Origin of the sequence: Massilia aurea, from assembly GCF_040790145.1 — a bacterium.
In the GTDB taxonomy this organism is placed as follows: Bacteria; Pseudomonadota; Gammaproteobacteria; order Burkholderiales; family Burkholderiaceae_D; genus Telluria; species Telluria aurea_C.
The window spans coordinates 1-17,293 of the sequence record NZ_JBFMMP010000026.1 but is presented as its reverse complement, the minus strand read 5'-3'; the positions used below and the strand labels follow the sequence as shown (position 1 = coordinate 17,293).

Sequence of the window (17,293 nt, the reverse complement as noted above, 5' to 3'; positions counted from 1 at the left end):
AACGATGAGCAACTTCGCATTCCTGTTCACCGGACAAGGCGCCCAGGCAGTGGGCATGCTGAACGGTTTCGCCGGCAACCCGGTTGTCGACCAGACCGTGCAAGAAGCATCCGACGCGCTCGGCTTCGATCTGCAGCGCCTGATCGCCGAAGGGCCGAAAGAAGACCTCGACCTCACCACCAATACCCAGCCAGTCATGCTGACCGCCGCCGTGGCCGTGTACCGCGCCTGGATCGCGGCCGGCGGCCCGGTGCCGTCCGTCGTTGCCGGGCACAGCCTGGGCGAATACTCGGCGCTGGTCGCCGCCGGCGTGATCCCGTTTGCCGACGCCGTACCGCTGGTGCGTTTTCGCGCGCAATCGATGCAGGACGCGGTGCCGGTCGGGCAGGGCGGCATGGCCGTCATCCTCGGCCTGCAGGCCGATGACGTGCGCGCCGTCTGTGCCGAAGCTGCGCAGGGCGAGGTCGTCGAAGCGGTCAACTTCAACGAGCCGACCCAGATCGTGATCGCCGGCCACACGGCTGCGGTCGAGCGCGCCTGCGAGATCGCCAAGGCGAAGGGCGCCAAACGCGCCATGAAATTGTCGGTCTCGGCGCCGTTCCACTCGTCGCTGCTCAAGCCGGCATCGGACCGCCTGCGCGAGTACATGAACACATTGACCTTTGCCGCGCCGCAGATCGCCGTCATCAACAACGTCGATGTCGCCGTGTTGAACGATCCGGAACAGATCAAGGATGCACTGGTGCGCCAGGCCGCCGGTCCGGTGCGCTGGGTCGAGACGATGCAGAAGATGGCGCAGGACGGCGTCACGCAGGTGATCGAATGCGCACCGAGCAAGACGCTGGTGGGCATGGCCAAGCGCATCGACCCGGCGCTGGTCGGCGAAGCGCTGCTCGACCAGGCCGCGCTCGAGCGCGTGCTGGCGACGTTCAAGTCGTGATGCCGACAACGACAACCCCATAAGAGGACAACAATGAATCTGGAAAACCAAGTCGCCCTGATCAGCGGCGCATCGCGCGGCATCGGCAAGGCCATCGCTCTCGAACTGGCCCGCCAGGGCGCAAAAGTCGTCGGCACCGCCACCAGCGACGCCGGCGCGCAGGCAATCTCGGACTACCTGGCGCCATTCGGCGGCAAGGGCGTCGTCCTGAACGTGCTCGACAGCGAACGCTGCGCGGCCGTCGTGGCGGATGTGCAGACGGAATTCGGCAGCCTGTCGATCCTCGTGAACAATGCCGGCATCACCCAGGACAACCTGGCCATGCGCATGAAAGACGACGAATGGGATGGCGTGATCGCCACCAACCTCACCGCCGTCGGCCGCCTGTCGCGCCTGGTGCTGCGCGGGATGATGAAGGCCAAGGCTGGCCGCATCATCAACATCACCTCGGTGGTGGGCGCCTCGGGCAATCCGGGCCAGATGAACTACGCGGCGGCCAAGGCCGGCGTGGCCGGCATGACCCGCGCGCTCGCGCGCGAGATCGGCAGCCGCAACATCACCGTCAATTGCGTGGCGCCGGGCTTCATCGACACCGACATGACCAAATCGCTGGGCGACGACCAGCACGCCGCGCTGCTGACCCAGATTCCGCTGGGCCGCCTGGGCCAGCCGGAAGACATCGCGCATGCGGTGGCGTTCCTGGCCGGTCCGCAGGCCGCGTATATCACGGGCACCGAGCTGCACGTGAACGGCGGCATGTACATGAATTAAGTATATTAGGCATCAAGTAAGAATTTAGAAGCAATAAAGGCGTGGATTGCACCGTGACTGGCCTATTTTGAACAGGCCGATATCGGCGCAATCCCGACTTTTAGCAGGACTTTCCGGCGACTTAGCCGCAGTCGCCGAAAATAGTTTTTCAGGTCGCAAACCTGATAAAATGCGCGCACTTTCCGCAACACATACCTTAATGGAGCTACAACATGTCGGATATCGAACAACGCGTTAAAAAAATCGTCGCTGAGCAACTGGGTGTTGCTGAAGCAGACATCAAAATCGAATCCTCGTTCGTTGACGACCTCGGTGCAGATTCGCTGGACACCGTCGAGCTGGTGATGGCTCTGGAAGATGAGTTCGAAATGGAAATCCCTGACGAACAGGCTGAGAAAATCACCACCGTCAAGCAAGCCATCGACTACGCAACCGCGCACGTCAAAGCTTAAGTCTGGGCCTGAGTAGTCGCTTTACAGTTTTTGGGAGAATCGCTTGAGTCGTTCACGCAACCGCCGTGTCGTCGTCACCGGCCTGGGCTGCATTTCACCAATCGGTAACACCGTTACCGAAGCGTGGGATGCAGCGTTGGCTGGCAAGTCGGGTATTGCCGCCATCACCAAGTTTGATGCGTCGCAGTTCACGACCCACTTCGCTGGTGAAGTAAAGAACTTCGTCGTCGAGGATTATCTGCCGGGCAAAGAAGGCCGCCATATGGATAGCTTTATCCATTACGGCATGGCAGCCGGCATCCAGGCCCTGCAGGATTCGGGCCTGGTCGTCACCGAGGAAAATGCGGATCGCATTGGCGTGGTGATCGGTTCGGGCATCGGCGGTCTGCCGCTGATCGAAGCGACCAAAGAGGAATACATGAACCGCGGCGCACGTCGTATTTCACCGTTCTTCGTGCCAGCCTCGATCATCAACATGATTTCGGGCGATCTCTCGATCAAGTTCGGCCTGCGTGGCCCGAACCTGGCCATCGTTACCGCTTGCACCACCGGCCTGCACAGCATCGGCGCGGCAGCGCGCCTGATCGAATACGGCGACGCCGACGTGATGATCGCGGGCGGCGCCGAATCGACCGTGTCGCCACTGGGCCTCGGCGGTTTCGCCTCCGCACGCGCACTGTCGACCCGCAACGATGACCCGGCCACGGCCTCGCGTCCGTGGGACCGCGACCGCGACGGCTTCGTGCTGGGCGAGGGCGCCGGTGTCATGGTGGTCGAAGAGTATGAACACGCCGTCGCCCGCGGCGCCCGCATCTATGCCGAAGTCATCGGCTTTGGCATGAGCGCGGACGCCAACCACATCACCTCGCCGGTCGAGGATGGCAGTGGTGCGGCGCGTTGCATGGTCAATGCCCTCAACAACGCCGGCATCAATCCCGACCAGGTGCAGTACGTGAATGCGCACGGCACCTCGACGCCGCAAGGCGACAAGGCCGAAGTCAAGGGCATCAAGCGCGTGTTTGGCGATCATGCCAACAAGATTGTCGTGAACTCGACCAAGTCGATGACCGGTCACCTGCTCGGTGGCGCCGGCGGCCTGGAGTCGGTGTTTACGGTGCTGGCGATCCATAACCAGATCTCGCCGCCGACGATCAACATCTTCAACCAGGATCCCGAGTGCGACCTGGACTTCTGCGCCAACACGGCGCGCGAGATGCAGATCGATTATGCGGTGAAGAACTCGTTCGGTTTCGGCGGCACCAACGGTACGCTCGTTTTCGCGAAGATCTGAACTTGACCAGCCCCATCCCTGTCTAATGGGATGGGCGCTTCCTGCAGCCCGGTTCGTTACCCGCTTGTTGTTCTACAGCGATAACGTTCCGGTGCTGGCGGCAAATGTCCGCAGCTTGCCCGCCGGGCTGGCTTATCCAGTTTCCCTTTTGTATGTCATTCGCGGTGTCTGCCATCGTCCGGCCGTCGCGTCGCCTGCGCTGTCTACTGGCGGCGTTCTGCGCAACGCTCCTCGCGACCTCACTGGTCGTGGGCATCGGCACGCCTGAGCGCTTCGCGTTCGATGGGCTGGTCGCTTTTACACCCCTGGCCGGCGCGCTGGCATTGGCGTGGCCGCTGACCCGGTCATGGGGCCACGCAAAAGTGGATCCACAGCTTGTTTCTCAGGCGCTTTTGCACGGATTTGGAACGGCGCGCCGCCTTGATATTTCTGGACTTGGTCAGCTACGCCTGACGGTACAACAAGAGATGCGCGCAGTCGCAAGGCCGCTCGTTACGGGCTCAACCGGGCACGCGTCCGAGGGTATTGCGGTGACGCTGCTGCCCGGCGCCACGGTCTGGCCATGCTGCATCCTGCTGCGTCTGCGCGCGCCGGACGGCACGGCCGGGACGCTCGCCATCTTGCCTGACAGCATGTCCGCGGACGACTTTCGCGCACTGGCTGTGGCTGTACGTGCGTTGGCGAACGGTGCGCCAGAGAAAACCTCGACGCAAAATACTTTGAACTTATTGCAGGAGGCCAACTCTTAGGAGAGGGTCGCCATTGGGGCATGGTCAGTGACGACAGAACGCGAGTGTGATCAGTTGTTAGTGGAGCGCGTGCAGGCCGGAGACCAGAAGGCATTCGATTTGCTGGTCTCCAAGTACCAGCGCCGTTTGATGCGCCTGGTGTCGCGGCTTGTTCACAATCCGGCAGAAGCCGAAGACGTGGTGCAAGAAACGTTCATCAAGGCGTATCGGGCATTGCGCCATTTTCGCGGTGACTCCGCTTTTTATACATGGCTTTATCGGATAGGAATTAACACGGCCAAGAATTATTTAGTGACACAAGGCAGGCGCGCGCCAACGTCCACCGAAACGGATGCCGAAGGCGCCGAAGGTTTTAACGACGCAGACAGTTTGCGTGACATTGATACACCGGAATCGGTGCTTGCCAGTAAGCAGATCGCCCACACGGTGAATGCGGCCATGGAAGCGCTGCCCCTGGAACTACGCACGGCCATCGTCTTGCGCGAAATAGAAGGACTCAGCTACGAAGAAATATCCGAAGTGATGGCCTGTCCCATAGGGACGGTGCGCAGCCGGATTTTCCGGGCGCGCGAAGTCATTGCCGAAAAATTGCGGCCTTTGCTCGATTTTCCGGTTGACAAACGACGGTAGGTAGCGGGATCGTACGAAGACAGCTTAATATTGAACACACCGTGAACACACCGACGCCGACGGATACTCCGATGGACACCAACAAGACACTACGCGAGCATATTTCCGCACTGGTCGATGGCGAATTGCCAGAGGCCGATGCCGAGCTTGCGCTTGCCGCACTTCAAGAGAGGGATGGCAAACAGGCGTGGGATCTGTATCACCTGACCAAGGACACGCTGCGCGACACGCCGGCGCCAGGCTTGTCGCCTGGCTTTGCCAAGCGACTGGCCGCGCGACTGGCACTAGAGCCGGCGCCGCAGCCGCCTGACAGCAGCGACAGCAGCAGTAACAGTAGTGCCAGCGGCAGCAACGGCGCCGCCGAGCCGGTCGGCCTGGCGGCGATTCTCGCCAACCCCAGTTCCTCGTAAATCTCTTTTCACCAACGTGCCGGGCTGTCAGACAGTCCGGCATGTCCCGCCTGCACGCGACGCTCCACGACGCGACAAAGCGCCGTTTTTGGCTTACCATTTGGTCAATCTTAGCCATTCAACAGCGAATCCATGACCAGTAAAACTGCAAGCCTGCTCTTGTCGGCACTGCTCGTGTCCGGCACGTCCGCACTGTATCTGTCGCCGGCGCACGCCGCCGGCGCGGCCCCCGTAGCCACACCCACGCCCACCGTTACCGGCTTGCCCGACTTCACCGACGTCATCGACAAGGTCGGCCCGGCGGTCGTGAATATCCGCACCACCGAGCGCGTCAGCACGCGCGGCGGGGCGCCCGGCGAAGAAGAGATGCAGGAATTTCTGCGCCGCTTCTTTGGCGGCCAGATGCCGCCGCGCGGCGGCCGGCGCGGCCCGCCGCAAGCCGAAGAAGAGCGCGAAGTCCAGCGCGGCGTCGGCTCCGGTTTCATCATCTCGGGCGACGGCTTCGTGCTGACCAATGCCCACGTGGTCGAGGGCGCCGACGAAGTCACGGTCACGCTGAGCGACCGGCGCGAATTCAAGGCCAAGGTGCTGGGCGCCGACCGCCGTTCTGATGTCGCCCTGCTCAAGCTCGCGGCCACCAACTTGCCCTACCTGCGCACCGGTGATTCGAGCAAGATCCGCGTTGGCGAGTGGGTGCTGGCGATCGGCTCGCCGTTCGGCCTCGAAAACACCGTCACCGCCGGCATCATCTCGGCGAAGTCGCGCGATACGGGCGAATACCTGCCGCTGATCCAGAGCGACGTGGCTGTCAATCCCGGCAACTCTGGCGGGCCCTTGATCAATATGCGCGGCGAAGTCATCGGCATCAATTCGCAGATCGCGACCTTGTCCGGCGCGTACAACGGCATCTCGTTCGCGGTGCCGATCGACGAAGTCACGCGCGTGTCCGAGCAGCTCAAAACCACCGGCAAGGTCACGCGCGGCCGCATGGGTGTGCAGATCAGTGAAGTCACGCGCGACGTGGCCGAGTCGCTCGGCCTGGGCAAGGCGCGCGGCGCCGAAGTCTCGATGGTCGAGGCAGGCGGGCCGGCCGAGAAGGGCGGCATCAAGGTCGGCGACATCATCCTGCAATTTAACAAGCAGCCCATTGAAACCACGCGCGACCTGCCGCGCCTGGTTGGCGCCGCCAAGGTCGGCAGCCGCGCGAGCGTCACCGTCTGGCGCCGCGGCACGCAGCTCGAGGTGCCTGTCACCATCGTCGAGTTGCAAGACGAGAAATCGACGCCTGGCAAGCCCACACCGAAGAAGCCGGCACCGGGCGCTGCTGCCAATGCACTGGGCCTCACCTTGTCGGTCATTCCGCAGGCCGACCGCCGCGAGCTGGGCGTGGAGGGCGGTTTACTGGTCGAGGCCGCCACGGGCGCCGCCGCCAGCGCCGGCATCCAGCCGGGCGACCTGCTCCTGCAATGGAACAATACGCCGCTCACGGGCGTCGAGCAGTTCACGGGCTTGCTGGCCAGGCACGACAAGTCGAAGTCGGTGGCCCTGCTGGTGCAGCGCGATGGCACCACGCAGTTCCTGACCGTCAAGCCGCGTCCTTGAGGCGCGCGTTGTCAGTCATGCCGGCGGCGCCATTCACCTTGTATGCGCGCGGGTATTGCCACCTGTGCGACGACATGCTGGCGGCGCTGCGGTCGCTCGAAACCCCGGCGCAGCCGTTCGCCATCACCGTGCTCGACGTCGATGCCGATCCCGCGCTGGTGGCGCGCTTCGACGAACTGGTGCCGGTGCTGTATGGCGCACCCGACCAGCCCGAGCTGTGCCATTACTTCCTCGACCACGCCGCAGTGCATGCCTACCTTGCCGCCCGGGCCGGAAATCCGGCTGGGCGCCCCGAAATCCGGTAAAATGCCGGGTTGGCGTGTTTCAAGACGGCCCTCCCCAGAATTGTTTGCTTTGCCATGGCGCACGCCTGGGGACCGGCACGGCCCCGGCGCGGCGCTTTTTCTGTTGGCCGCGCAAGGCACGTGCACCCTGATTCAGTCGTATCCGCCGCATCCGCGGTCTATTTGGTTTTGAGCTCTGTTAATGAACAACATACGTAACTTCTCCATCATCGCCCACATCGACCACGGTAAATCGACCCTGGCTGACCGCATCATTCAGCTGTGCGGCGGCTTGTCGGATCGTGAAATGGATGCCCAGGTGCTCGATTCGATGGACCTGGAACGCGAGCGCGGCATCACCATCAAGGCCCAGACCGCGGCCCTGCACTACAAGGCGCGCGATGGCCAGGTCTATAACCTGAACCTGATCGACACGCCGGGCCACGTCGACTTTTCGTACGAAGTGAGCCGCTCGCTGTCGGCCTGCGAAGGCGCGCTGCTGGTCGTCGACGCCTCGCAAGGCGTCGAGGCCCAGACGGTTGCCAACTGCTACACCGCGCTCGACCTGGGCGTGGAAGTGGTGCCAATCCTGAACAAGATCGACTTGCCGCATGCCGATCCGGACAATGCGCGCAAGGAGATCGAAGACGTCATCGGCATCGACGCCAGCGACGCCACCGTGTGTTCGGCCAAGACCGGCCTGGGCATCGAAGATGTGCTGGAAACATTGATCACCCGCGTGCCGCCGCCGAAAGGCGACGCCGATGCGCCGCTGCAGGCGCTGATCGTCGACTCGTGGTACGACCCGTACGTCGGCGTCGTGATGCTGGTGCGCGTAGTCAATGGCACGCTGCGTCCGAAAGACAAGATTTTGCTGATGGCGACCGGTTCGGTGAACCTGGTCGAAAGCATCGGCGTATTCACGCCGCGCTCGGTCTCGCTGCCGACGCTGTCGGCCGGCCAGGTGGGCTTCATCATTGCCGGTATCAAGGAACTGACCGCCGCGAAAGTGGGCGACACCGTCACCATCGCCAACAAGCCGGCCACCGAGCCGCTGCCGGGCTTCAAGGAAGTGCAGCCGCAAGTGTTCGCCGGCCTGTTCCCGGTCGAGGCGAACCAGTACGACGCGCTGCGCGACTCGCTTGAAAAGCTCAAGTTGAATGACGCCGCACTGATGTACGAGCCGGAAGTCTCGCAGGCGCTGGGCTTCGGCTTCCGCTGCGGCTTCCTGGGCCTGCTGCACATGGAAATCGTGCAAGAGCGCCTCGAGCGCGAATTCGACATGGACCTGATCACGACGGCCCCGACCGTGGTGTACGAAGTCGAAATGCGCGACGGCACCATCATCCGCGTCGACAATCCATCGAAGATGCCCGAGCCGTCGAAAATCAACGAAGTGCGCGAGCCGATCGTCGACGTCAACCTGTACATGCCGCAAGAATACGTTGGCGCCGTGATGACGCTGTGTAACGGCAAGCGCGGCGTGCAGATGGACATGGCGTATCACGGCCGCCAGGTGAAACTGCACTACGAAATCCCGATGGCCGAGATCGTGCTGGACTTCTTCGATCGCCTGAAGTCGACCTCGCGCGGCTACGCCTCGATGGATTACGAGTTCAAAGAGAATCGCGCTGCCGACGTCGTGAAAGTCGACATGCTGATCAACAGCGAGAAAGTCGATGCGCTGGCCATCATCGTGCACCGCGCCAACGCCCCGTACCGTGGCCGCCAGGTCGCCGCGAAGATGCGCGAACTGATCCCGCGCCAGATGTTCGACGTGGCGATCCAGGCCGCGATTGGCGCGACGATCATTTCGCGTGAAAACGTGAAGGCGCTGCGCAAGAACGTGCTGGCCAAGTGCTACGGCGGCGACATTTCCCGTAAAAAGAAACTGCTTGAGAAACAAAAAGCAGGCAAGAAGCGCATGAAGCAGGTCGGTTCGGTGGAGATTCCACAAGAGGCGTTCCTGGCGATCCTCCAGGTGGAAGACAAATAATGAACCTGCAACCCGTGCTCAGCAATTTCGCCCTGATCCTGTTCGTGCTGATGGTCATCACGGGCATCATCTGGTGCCTGGATCGCTTCGTGCTGGCACCGCAACGCCGGCGCGCCGCCGACGCCGCGCTGCGCGAGTACGATGCGCGCAATGCCAAATTGGTGGCCGATGGCATCAAGGTTGACCACAACGGCAACCGCGCCGCGATCGAGGCCGCGCACGTGCGCCAGCCGACCTGGGTCGAGTATTCGGGCAGCTTCTTCCCGGTCATCGCGATGGTCTTCATCCTGCGCTCGTTCCTGTGGGAACCGTTCAAGATTCCATCGTCGTCGATGGTGCCGACGCTGCTGGTGGGCGATTTTATCCTGGTGAACAAGTACACCTACGGCATCCGTTTGCCGATCATCAACAAGAAGATTATCCAGATCAATGACCCCCAGCGGGGCGACGTGATGGTGTTCAAGTACCCGAAGGACATGAACCAGGATTACATCAAGCGCGTCGTTGGCGTGCCTGGTGATACCATCAGCTACGAAGACAAGCGCCTGACGGTCAACGGCAAGGCGGTCGAGTACACGCCGCTGGACGATTACCTGGACGACCAGCATCCGGTCTACCACAAGCAGTTCGAAGAAAAGCTGCCGAGCCCGGGCGGGTTCACGCAGCACCGCATCCTGAACACCGCCGACCGCCCGAATTTCGACTTCGGCAGCGTCGAGCCGTTCCCGCTGCGCGAAGCCTGCGATTACTCGGCCGACAAGTTCACCTGCGTCGTGCCTGCCGGCCAGTATTTCATGATGGGCGACAACCGCGACAACAGTGCCGACAGCCGCTACTGGGGCTTCGTGCCAGATCGCAATATCGTGGGCAAGGCGTTCGTCGTCTGGATGAACTTTGGCAGTCTGAAGCGCATTGGTGGCATTCATTAAAGGATGGGCATGGTTCAGAGCAAACAGCAAGGCGTCACTGTTACCGGCCTGATCGTGGCCATGGCCGTGATCGGCCTCGTGCTGGTCTTTGCGCTGCGCATGATCCCGGCTTACATCGAGTACAACGCGATCAAGACCGCCATCGTCAAGACCAAGGCCGAGGGCGGGACGGTGCGGGCAATGCAGGCGGCGTTCGACCGCAATACCAGCATCAACGACGTCGAAGCCGTGCGCGGCCGCGACCTGATCTTCACCCGCAGCGACGGTGACGGCGACCTCGAGATCAGCTTCGACTACGAAAAGCGCCTGCCGCTGGCCGGCAACGTCAGCATCCTCATCGAGTTCTCCGGCACCACCGACCCGAGCGGCATCGTGGCCGAAGACAACACCGCCGCACCGTAACCGCTTTTTTACGCTACATTGACTTCGTGGCTGGCGCCCCGCGCCGGCCACGCACACGACACCGACAATGAATCACCAGTTATTGCAGACGCGCTTGGGCTATACGTTCCGGGATCCCGGGCTGCTTGTGCAAGCCCTGACCCACCGTAGCCACAGCGCGCTGCATAACGAGCGCCTGGAATTCCTCGGCGACTCGATCCTGAACTGCGTCGTGGCTTCGATCCTGTACGAGCGCTACCGTGGCCTGGACGAAGGCGATCTGTCGCGCCTGCGCGCCAACCTCGTCAAGCAGCAGGCGTTGTTCGAGATCGCCCAGAAACTCGACCTGTCGCAATTCTTGCGACTGGGCGAGGGCGAGCTCAAATCTGGCGGTTTCCGCCGCCCGTCGATCCTGGCCGATACGCTCGAAGCCCTGCTGGGCGCGATCTTCCTGGACGCCGGTTTCGACAGCGCGCGCGACGTGATCCGCGCCTTTTATATTCCGCTGCTCGACACGGTCGATCCGGCCACGCTGGGCAAGGACGCCAAGACGCTGCTGCAAGAGTTCTTGCAAGCCAAGCGCATTGCGCTGCCGACGTATAATGTGGTGGCCACGCATGGCGCCGCGCATAGCCAGGAATTCGAAGTCGAATGCCTGGTGCCGAAACTGAGCGTGCAAGTGTTCGGGCGCGGTGGCAGCCGCCGCGCCGCCGAGCAGGCCGCCGCCAGCCAGGCCCTGGGCACAGCCCAGAAGGCACTTGCCAAGTCGCCCGCAAGCCGCAAGGCCAAGCCGCGCACGGCCCAGCTCAAGCTGGCCGGCATCGCCACCATCCAGGGTGGCGCCCCAGACCAAACAGGAATCAAAAAAGCATGAATGCCACCCCCGACAATTTCCGTTGCGGCTATATCGCCATCGTTGGCCGCCCGAACGTCGGCAAGTCGACGCTGATGAACGTCCTGATCGGCGCCAAGGTGTCGATCACGTCGCGCAAGGCCCAGACCACGCGCCACCGCATCACCGGCATCCAGACCCGCGACGACGCCCAGTTCATCTACGTCGACACGCCCGGCTTCCAGACCCGCCACGCGAATGCGCTGAACAAGACGCTCAACAAGACCGTCTCGAACACGCTGATCTCGGCCGACGTCGTCCTGTACCTGCTCGAGGCCGGCACCTTCGGCCCGGCCGACGAGCAGGTGCTCGACATGCTGCCGAAAAACGTGCCGGTGATCCTGGTGATCAACAAGTCGGACCACATCAAGGACAAGGCCAAGCTGATGCCGTTCGCGCAAAAGATCGCTGCGATGCGTGACTTTGCCGCCATCGTGCCGGTGTCGGCCAAGCTGCGCTTCCAGACCGACGCGCTGGAAAACGAGATCAAGCGCCACCTGCCCGAGAACGCGCCGGTGTTCGGGCCGGACGACATCACCGACCGCAGCGAAAAGTTTCTCGCGGCCGAGATTGTGCGTGAAAAAGTATTCCGCCTGCTCGGTGATGAGTTGCCGTACACCAGCACCGTGCTGATTGAGCAATTCTTGCAAGAAGGGAATCTGCGCCGCGTGTTCGCCGCGATCCTGGTCGAGCGCGATACCCATAAATCGATGATCATCGGTAACAAGGGTGCGCGCCTGAAAGAGATCTCGACGCAGTCGCGCCTGGACATGGAAAAACTGTTCGATGGTCCCGTGTACCTGGAGATCTGGGTCAAGGTCAAATCGGGTTGGGCCGATAATGAAATGGGCCTGCGCGCCTACGGTTACGAATAACTGCGGGTAAATAACGGGAGCGCGCCGCCACAGCATGCCGAGCCACGACGACCTGATCGACGACGCGCCCGAGCAGGCGGCGCCGCCCGCCGCCAAGCGGGCCCGTGCTCCGGCGGCCAAGACCTCTGCGCGCGACGGGCGCGTGCTGGGCCAGCCCGGCTTCGTGCTGCACAGCTATCCCTACAAAGAAACCAGCCTGATCATCGACATGTTCACGCGCGACCACGGTCGCGTGGGGCTGGTGGCCAAGGGCGCCAAGCGCCCGTTCTCGAAGCTGCGCGGCGTGCTGCAAACCTTCCAGCCGCTATCGGTGTCGTGGAGCGGCAAGTCCGAGCTGCGCACGCTGATCGATGCCGAGTGGGTCGGCGGCATGCTGCCGTTGGAACGTACAGCACTCTTGTGCGGCTTTTACCTGAACGAACTGCTAGTGAAACTGCTGGCGCGCGATGACCGCCATCCGGCCCTGTTCGACCATTACGTCTCGACCCTGAACCAGCTGGCCCACGGCGAACCTGCGCAAATTGTCTTGCGAAAATTCGAACGGGCCTTACTTAAGGAGACAGGGGTTGCCGCTGACCTGAGCCGCAGTACCGTGACACGCAGCCGTCTTGAGCTTGAGCGTCTGTATGTCGTCGATCCCGAGCGCGGCGCGCGTGAAGCGGGCGCCGGTGAAGTCTGGCCCGTGGTGCTCGGCAAGACCCTGCTGGACATGGAACGCGAAGACTATACTGACCCAGCCACGCAGGCGCAGAGCAAGCAATTGATGCGCTTCCTGCTGGCGCATCACCTGGGCGGCCAGCCGCTCAATACGCGCCAGATTCTGATCGACTTGATGCAACTGTAAAACGACAACAACATGAGCTTCCTGCAACCCGCCGGCCAGGTGATCGACCTGGGCGTGAACATCGATCACATCGCCACCGTGCGCAACGCGCGCGGCACGACCTATCCAGACCCGCTGCGCGCCGCGCTGCTGGCCGAGCAGGCCGGCGCCGACCTGATCACGCTGCACCTGCGCGAAGACCGCCGCCATATCCGCGACGCCGACGTGATGGCGCTGCGCCCGCTGCTGGCCACCCGCATGAACCTGGAAGCGGCCGTCACGCGCGAGATGATCGATTTCGCCTGCCGCGTCAAACCGCAGGACGTGTGCCTGGTGCCGGAGCGGCGCGAAGAAGTCACGACCGAAGGCGGCCTGGACGTGGTGCGCTACTACAACGAGGTCGAGGCGGCCGTGCAGCAGCTCAAGGCCGAGGGCATTCGCGTGTCGCTGTTCATCGATGCCGATGCGCGCCAGATCGAAGCGGCAGCCGCCGTGGGCGCCACCGTGATCGAGCTGCACACGGGGCGTTACGCAGAGGCGACGCCGGGCGAGATTCCGCACGAACTGGAGCGCATCAAGCTCGGCGCGCGCGAAGGCGCCCAGCGCGGCTTGCGCGTGAACGCCGGCCATGGTCTGCATTACACGAACGTCCAGCCGATCGCTGCCATCGAAGACTTGCACGAGCTGAATATCGGCCACGCCATTGTGGGCCACGCCTTGTTCGTCGGCTGGGAACATGCCGTGCGCGAAATGAAGGCGATCATGGTGGCGTCGCGTCTGGGAGCGGCGCGCTGACATGATCTACGGCATCGGCACCGACATCGTCCAGATTTCGCGCGTGGAAGCAGCGCTCGCGCGCAGCGGCCCGCGCTTCGCCGAAAAAGTCCTGGGCCCACAAGAATTGGCCAAATACCATGCACGCAGCGCCAAGAACGCGGTGCGCGGCCTGCGCTTTTTGGCCACGCGGTTTTCGGCCAAGGAAGCGTTCTCGAAGGCCATCGGCACCGGCATCCGCATGCCGATGACCTGGCGGTCGATGCAGATGCTGAACCACCCGAGCGGCAAGCCGATGATCGTCTGCAGCGGCGCGCTCGAAGAATTCATGCAACAGAACCGGCTCAGCGCCCAGGTGTCGATCAGCGACGAGGCCGATTACGGCGTCGCGTTCGTCATCGTCACCCAGGCGCCCGCGCCGATAGCCTGACCCACTCCAAGAGATTCATGTCCGAAGCAAAACCCGTCGTACCCACCACGCTCACCGACAGCGGTGTCGAACTCACGCCCGAATTGACGGCGCGCCTGGGGCGCGAACGCCTGGCCGAGGCGCGTGAGCAATCGCGCGCCGAGGCCGGCAAGGACCTGAGCCCCAAGGTCGATCCGGACGTGCGCGCCCAGGTGCTCGCTACCGTGAATCGTTTGCCGGGCCTGCCCGGCGTGTACCGTTATTTCGACGCGGCCGAGAACGTGCTGTACGTCGGCAAGGCGCGCAACCTGAAGAACCGCGTCTCGAGCTACTTCCAGAAGAACCTGTCGAGCCCGCGTATCGCGATGATGGTGTCGCAGATCGCACGGCTGGAAACGACGGTCGTGAGCAGCGAAGCCGAAGCGCTGATCCTCGAGAACAACCTGATCAAGTCGCTCAAGCCGCGCTACAACATCCTGTTTCGCGACGATAAATCGTACCCGTACATCAAGATCACGGGCGGCGAAGCGCCGCGCATGGCGTATTACCGGGGCGCGCTCGACAAGCGCAACCAGTACTTCGGCCCGTTCCCGAGCGCGTGGGCGGCGAAGGAATCGATCCAGCTGCTGCAGCGCGTGTTCATGCTGCGCACCTGCGAAGACAGCGTGTACGCGAACCGCACGCGGCCGTGCCTGTTGCACCAGATCGGCCGCTGCAGCGCGCCGTGCGTGAAACTGATCGAGCCGGAGCAGTACAAGCTCGACGTGGAAAACGCCGCGCGCTTCCTGCGGGGGCGCCAGAGCGAAGTCATGGATGACCTGCAGAACAAGATGCAGGCGTACGCGATGGACCTCAAGTTCGAGCAGGCCGCCGGCGTGCGCAACCAGATCCAGGCGCTGTCGAAAGTGCTGCACGCGCAGAGCATGGAAACGGTGGGCGACGCCGACGTCGATGTCATCGCGGTCGTGCTGCAGGGCGGGCGCGCGTGCGTGAACCTCGCGATGGTGCGCGGGGGCCGGCACCTGGGCGACCGCGCCTATTTCCCGAGCCACGTGGGCGAATCGTTGGGCGAATGTCCGCTGGACGTCGAGGTGCTGTGCGCGTTTTTGGCGCAGCATTACGCGGGCCAGTTCATCCCGGGCACGCTGATCCTGAATGTGGAGTTCGACCAGCCCGAGCTCATCTTGGCGCTGGCGGAGCAATGCGGTCACCGCATCAACCTCGTGCTGCAGCCGGGCGGCCAGCGCCGCCAGTGGCTCGAGATGGCGCAGAAGGGCGGCGAGATCGCGCTCGCGCGCCTGCTGTCCGAGCAAGGCTCGCAGCAACTGCGCACGCGCGCGCTGGCCGATACGCTCAGCCTGGACCTCGAGGACCTCGACGCGCTGCGCATCGAATGCTTTGACATCAGCCACACGGCGGGCGAGGCGACGCAGGCGTCGTGCGTGGTGTTCCATCACCACGCGATGCAGAACGGGGAATATCGCCGCTTCAACATCAACGGCATCACGCCGGGCGACGATTACGCGGCGATGCGGCAAGTTCTGATGCGGCGCTACGAGAAAGTGGCGGCCGAGGTGCTGGCCGGCGCCGGCGTGATGCCCGACATCGTTCTGGTCGACGGCGGCAAGGGCCAGGTCGAGATGGCGCGCCAGGTGTTTACCGAGCTGGGGCTGGACCTGTCGATGATCGTCGGTGTGGCCAAGGGGGAGGGGCGGCGCGTGGGTCTGGAAACATTGATCTTCGCCGATGGCCGCCCGGCGCAGGAACTGGGCAAGGAATCGGCGGCGCTGATGCTCGTCGCCCTGATCCGCGACGAGGCGCACCGCTTCGCCATCACCGGCATGCGCGCCAAGCGCGCCAAGGCCCGCCAGGCGTCGCGCCTGGAAGAGATCGAGGGGATCGGCACCAAACGCCGGCAGAGGCTGCTGGCGCGCTTTGGTGGCCTGCGCGGGGTGATCGACGCCAGTGTCGAAGACCTGATGACGGTCGAGGGCATTTCGAGCACGCTGGCCGAAGAAATTTACCGGCAATTGCATTGATGCGGATCGGCGGCACGGTCGGTGTCACGTAGGGTTGGCGCGGCCGGCGAGGCGGCTACGTCGCCGACGCGGCGATGTTTGCCGGCGAGATCATCCGGTACGACGCCGGTACCGATAACAATCCCCGCGTCGGCGGGAGAGCCGCCAACCCTTCCTTAGTACACCATGTCAACCAGCAACCCTCGCCAGCCGTTGACCCCGGGGGCACACATCCGTTCGATATACCGACGAGTCAACTGGCCCAAACCCCTCTTGGCCATGTAGACTTACGGCCAAGCATTTTTCCACGGTAATCAGCTCCCCCATGCCTTTAAATATCCCGATTCTCCTGACCTGGTTACGCGTCGCCCTGATTCCCCTGGTGGTCGGATTGTTCTATCTTCCCTCTGACTGGATGAGCCTGCCCGACCGCAACCTGGCCGCCACCTGCGTCTTCATCGTCGCCGCCGTGACCGACTGGTTCGACGGTTTCCTGGCCCGCCGCTGGAACGAAACGTCCGCCTTCGGCGCCTTCCTCGACCCCGTCGCCGACAAGCTGATGGTGGCCGGCGCGCTGCTGGTGCTGGTGCAGCTCGACCGCGTGGACGCGATCATCGCCGGCATCATCATTGGCCGCGAGATCACGATCTCGGCACTGCGCGAATGGATGGCCCAGATCGGCGCCACGCGCTCGGTCGCGGTCAGTTCGCTCGGCAAGATCAAGACCGCTGCCCAGATGACGGCGATCCCGATGCTGCTGTTCCATGACACGCTGTTCGGCATCGACGTCCACTTCTGGGGCGAGTACCTGCTGTGGGTGGCAGGTGTTCTGACCGTGTGGTCGATGTTCTATTACCTGCGCCGCGCCTGGCCCCTGATCAAGGAAAAAGCGGGCCCAATTTAATTAGTTTTGAGGCATCCTTGACGTACGGCATAGAATCTCTATAATGCCTGCCTGTTGCGACAACAACGCGACAGATTGAAAGACGAAGCGGGAGTAGCTCAGTTGGTAGAGCGCAACCTTGCCAAGGTTGAGGTCGAGAGTTCGAGCCTCTTCTCCCGCTCCA

Annotated in this window: 19 protein-coding genes and 1 tRNA gene; all 20 read left to right on the top strand. The window is 63.0% G+C overall.

The window, feature by feature from the left end; translation table 11 throughout:
- Positions 1 to 4 precede the first annotated feature (4 nt).
- The 20 genes from fabD (at position 5) to AB2N08_RS21840 (ending at position 17,293) form a co-directional block, all read left to right on the top strand.
- Positions 5 to 940: an ACP S-malonyltransferase gene (gene fabD, locus AB2N08_RS21935; RefSeq protein WP_367613027.1), complete on the top strand. Its 936-nt coding sequence runs from the start codon at positions 5 to 7 to the stop codon at positions 938 to 940.
- Positions 941 to 973: 33 nt separating this feature from the next.
- On the top strand, positions 974 to 1,711 hold the full coding sequence (gene fabG, locus AB2N08_RS21930; RefSeq protein WP_367613026.1) for a 3-oxoacyl-ACP reductase FabG: 738 nt from the start codon (positions 974 to 976) through the stop codon (positions 1,709 to 1,711).
- Positions 1,712 to 1,923: 212 nt separating this feature from the next.
- Positions 1,924 to 2,163, top strand: coding sequence for an acyl carrier protein (gene acpP / locus AB2N08_RS21925; protein WP_020653257.1), 240 nt, complete (start codon positions 1,924 to 1,926; stop codon positions 2,161 to 2,163).
- A 43-nt stretch (positions 2,164 to 2,206) separates the two neighbouring features.
- Entirely contained in the window at positions 2,207 to 3,454 is a 1,248-nt protein-coding gene (gene fabF, locus AB2N08_RS21920) for a beta-ketoacyl-ACP synthase II (protein WP_367613025.1), read from the top strand.
- Positions 3,455 to 3,558: 104 nt separating this feature from the next.
- Entirely contained in the window at positions 3,559 to 4,203 is a 645-nt protein-coding gene (locus tag AB2N08_RS21915; protein WP_367613024.1) for a protein YgfX, read from the top strand.
- Positions 4,204 to 4,230: 27 nt separating this feature from the next.
- Entirely contained in the window at positions 4,231 to 4,833 is a 603-nt protein-coding gene (gene rpoE, locus AB2N08_RS21910; RefSeq protein WP_367613023.1) for an RNA polymerase sigma factor RpoE, read from the top strand.
- Positions 4,834 to 4,904: 71 nt separating this feature from the next.
- On the top strand, positions 4,905 to 5,243 hold the full coding sequence (locus tag AB2N08_RS21905) for an RseA family anti-sigma factor (RefSeq protein WP_367613022.1): 339 nt from the start codon (positions 4,905 to 4,907) through the stop codon (positions 5,241 to 5,243).
- Between the two features lie 132 nt (positions 5,244 to 5,375).
- A complete protein-coding gene (locus AB2N08_RS21900) occupies positions 5,376 to 6,845 on the top strand; it encodes a Do family serine endopeptidase (RefSeq protein ID WP_367613021.1) in 1,470 nt (489 codons plus the stop codon).
- Between the two features lie 17 nt (positions 6,846 to 6,862).
- The gene (locus tag AB2N08_RS21895) at positions 6,863 to 7,150 is read left to right on the top strand and encodes a glutaredoxin family protein (protein WP_367613046.1); all 288 of its coding nucleotides are present in this window, start codon (positions 6,863 to 6,865) and stop codon (positions 7,148 to 7,150) included.
- 181 nt (positions 7,151 to 7,331) lie between these two features.
- The gene (gene lepA / locus AB2N08_RS21890) at positions 7,332 to 9,125 is read left to right on the top strand and encodes a translation elongation factor 4 (RefSeq protein ID WP_367613020.1); all 1,794 of its coding nucleotides are present in this window, start codon (positions 7,332 to 7,334) and stop codon (positions 9,123 to 9,125) included.
- Positions 9,125 to 10,054 (top strand): signal peptidase I, encoded by a 930-nt coding sequence (gene lepB / locus AB2N08_RS21885; RefSeq protein WP_367613019.1) that lies wholly within the window; start codon positions 9,125 to 9,127, stop codon positions 10,052 to 10,054. The genes lepA and lepB overlap by 1 nt, the downstream gene beginning before the upstream one ends.
- Before the next feature lie 9 nt (positions 10,055 to 10,063).
- Entirely contained in the window at positions 10,064 to 10,456 is a 393-nt protein-coding gene (locus AB2N08_RS21880; RefSeq protein WP_367613018.1) for a DUF4845 domain-containing protein, read from the top strand.
- 67 nt (positions 10,457 to 10,523) lie between these two features.
- Positions 10,524 to 11,309, top strand: a complete 786-nt coding sequence (gene rnc / locus AB2N08_RS21875) for a ribonuclease III (protein WP_367613017.1) — start codon at positions 10,524 to 10,526, stop codon at positions 11,307 to 11,309.
- Complete coding sequence (gene era, locus AB2N08_RS21870) at positions 11,306 to 12,202, top strand: GTPase Era (protein ID WP_367613016.1); 897 nt, start codon at positions 11,306 to 11,308, stop codon at positions 12,200 to 12,202. Before rnc ends, era begins: the two co-directional genes overlap by 4 nt.
- A 34-nt stretch (positions 12,203 to 12,236) precedes the next feature.
- A complete protein-coding gene (gene recO / locus AB2N08_RS21865) occupies positions 12,237 to 13,046 on the top strand; it encodes a DNA repair protein RecO (protein ID WP_367613015.1) in 810 nt (269 codons plus the stop codon).
- A gap of 12 nt (positions 13,047 to 13,058) precedes the next feature.
- The gene (gene pdxJ / locus AB2N08_RS21860) at positions 13,059 to 13,820 is read left to right on the top strand and encodes a pyridoxine 5'-phosphate synthase (RefSeq protein WP_367613014.1); all 762 of its coding nucleotides are present in this window, start codon (positions 13,059 to 13,061) and stop codon (positions 13,818 to 13,820) included.
- Position 13,821: 1 nt separating this feature from the next.
- Positions 13,822 to 14,229: a holo-ACP synthase gene (gene acpS / locus AB2N08_RS21855; protein WP_367613013.1), complete on the top strand. Its 408-nt coding sequence runs from the start codon at positions 13,822 to 13,824 to the stop codon at positions 14,227 to 14,229.
- Between the two features lie 17 nt (positions 14,230 to 14,246).
- Positions 14,247 to 16,247 (top strand): excinuclease ABC subunit UvrC, encoded by a 2,001-nt coding sequence (gene uvrC, locus AB2N08_RS21850; protein WP_367613012.1) that lies wholly within the window; start codon positions 14,247 to 14,249, stop codon positions 16,245 to 16,247.
- Between the two features lie 304 nt (positions 16,248 to 16,551).
- The gene (gene pgsA / locus AB2N08_RS21845; protein ID WP_367613011.1) at positions 16,552 to 17,130 is read left to right on the top strand and encodes a CDP-diacylglycerol--glycerol-3-phosphate 3-phosphatidyltransferase; all 579 of its coding nucleotides are present in this window, start codon (positions 16,552 to 16,554) and stop codon (positions 17,128 to 17,130) included.
- 87 nt (positions 17,131 to 17,217) lie between these two features.
- Positions 17,218 to 17,293 (top strand) — tRNA-Gly (locus AB2N08_RS21840).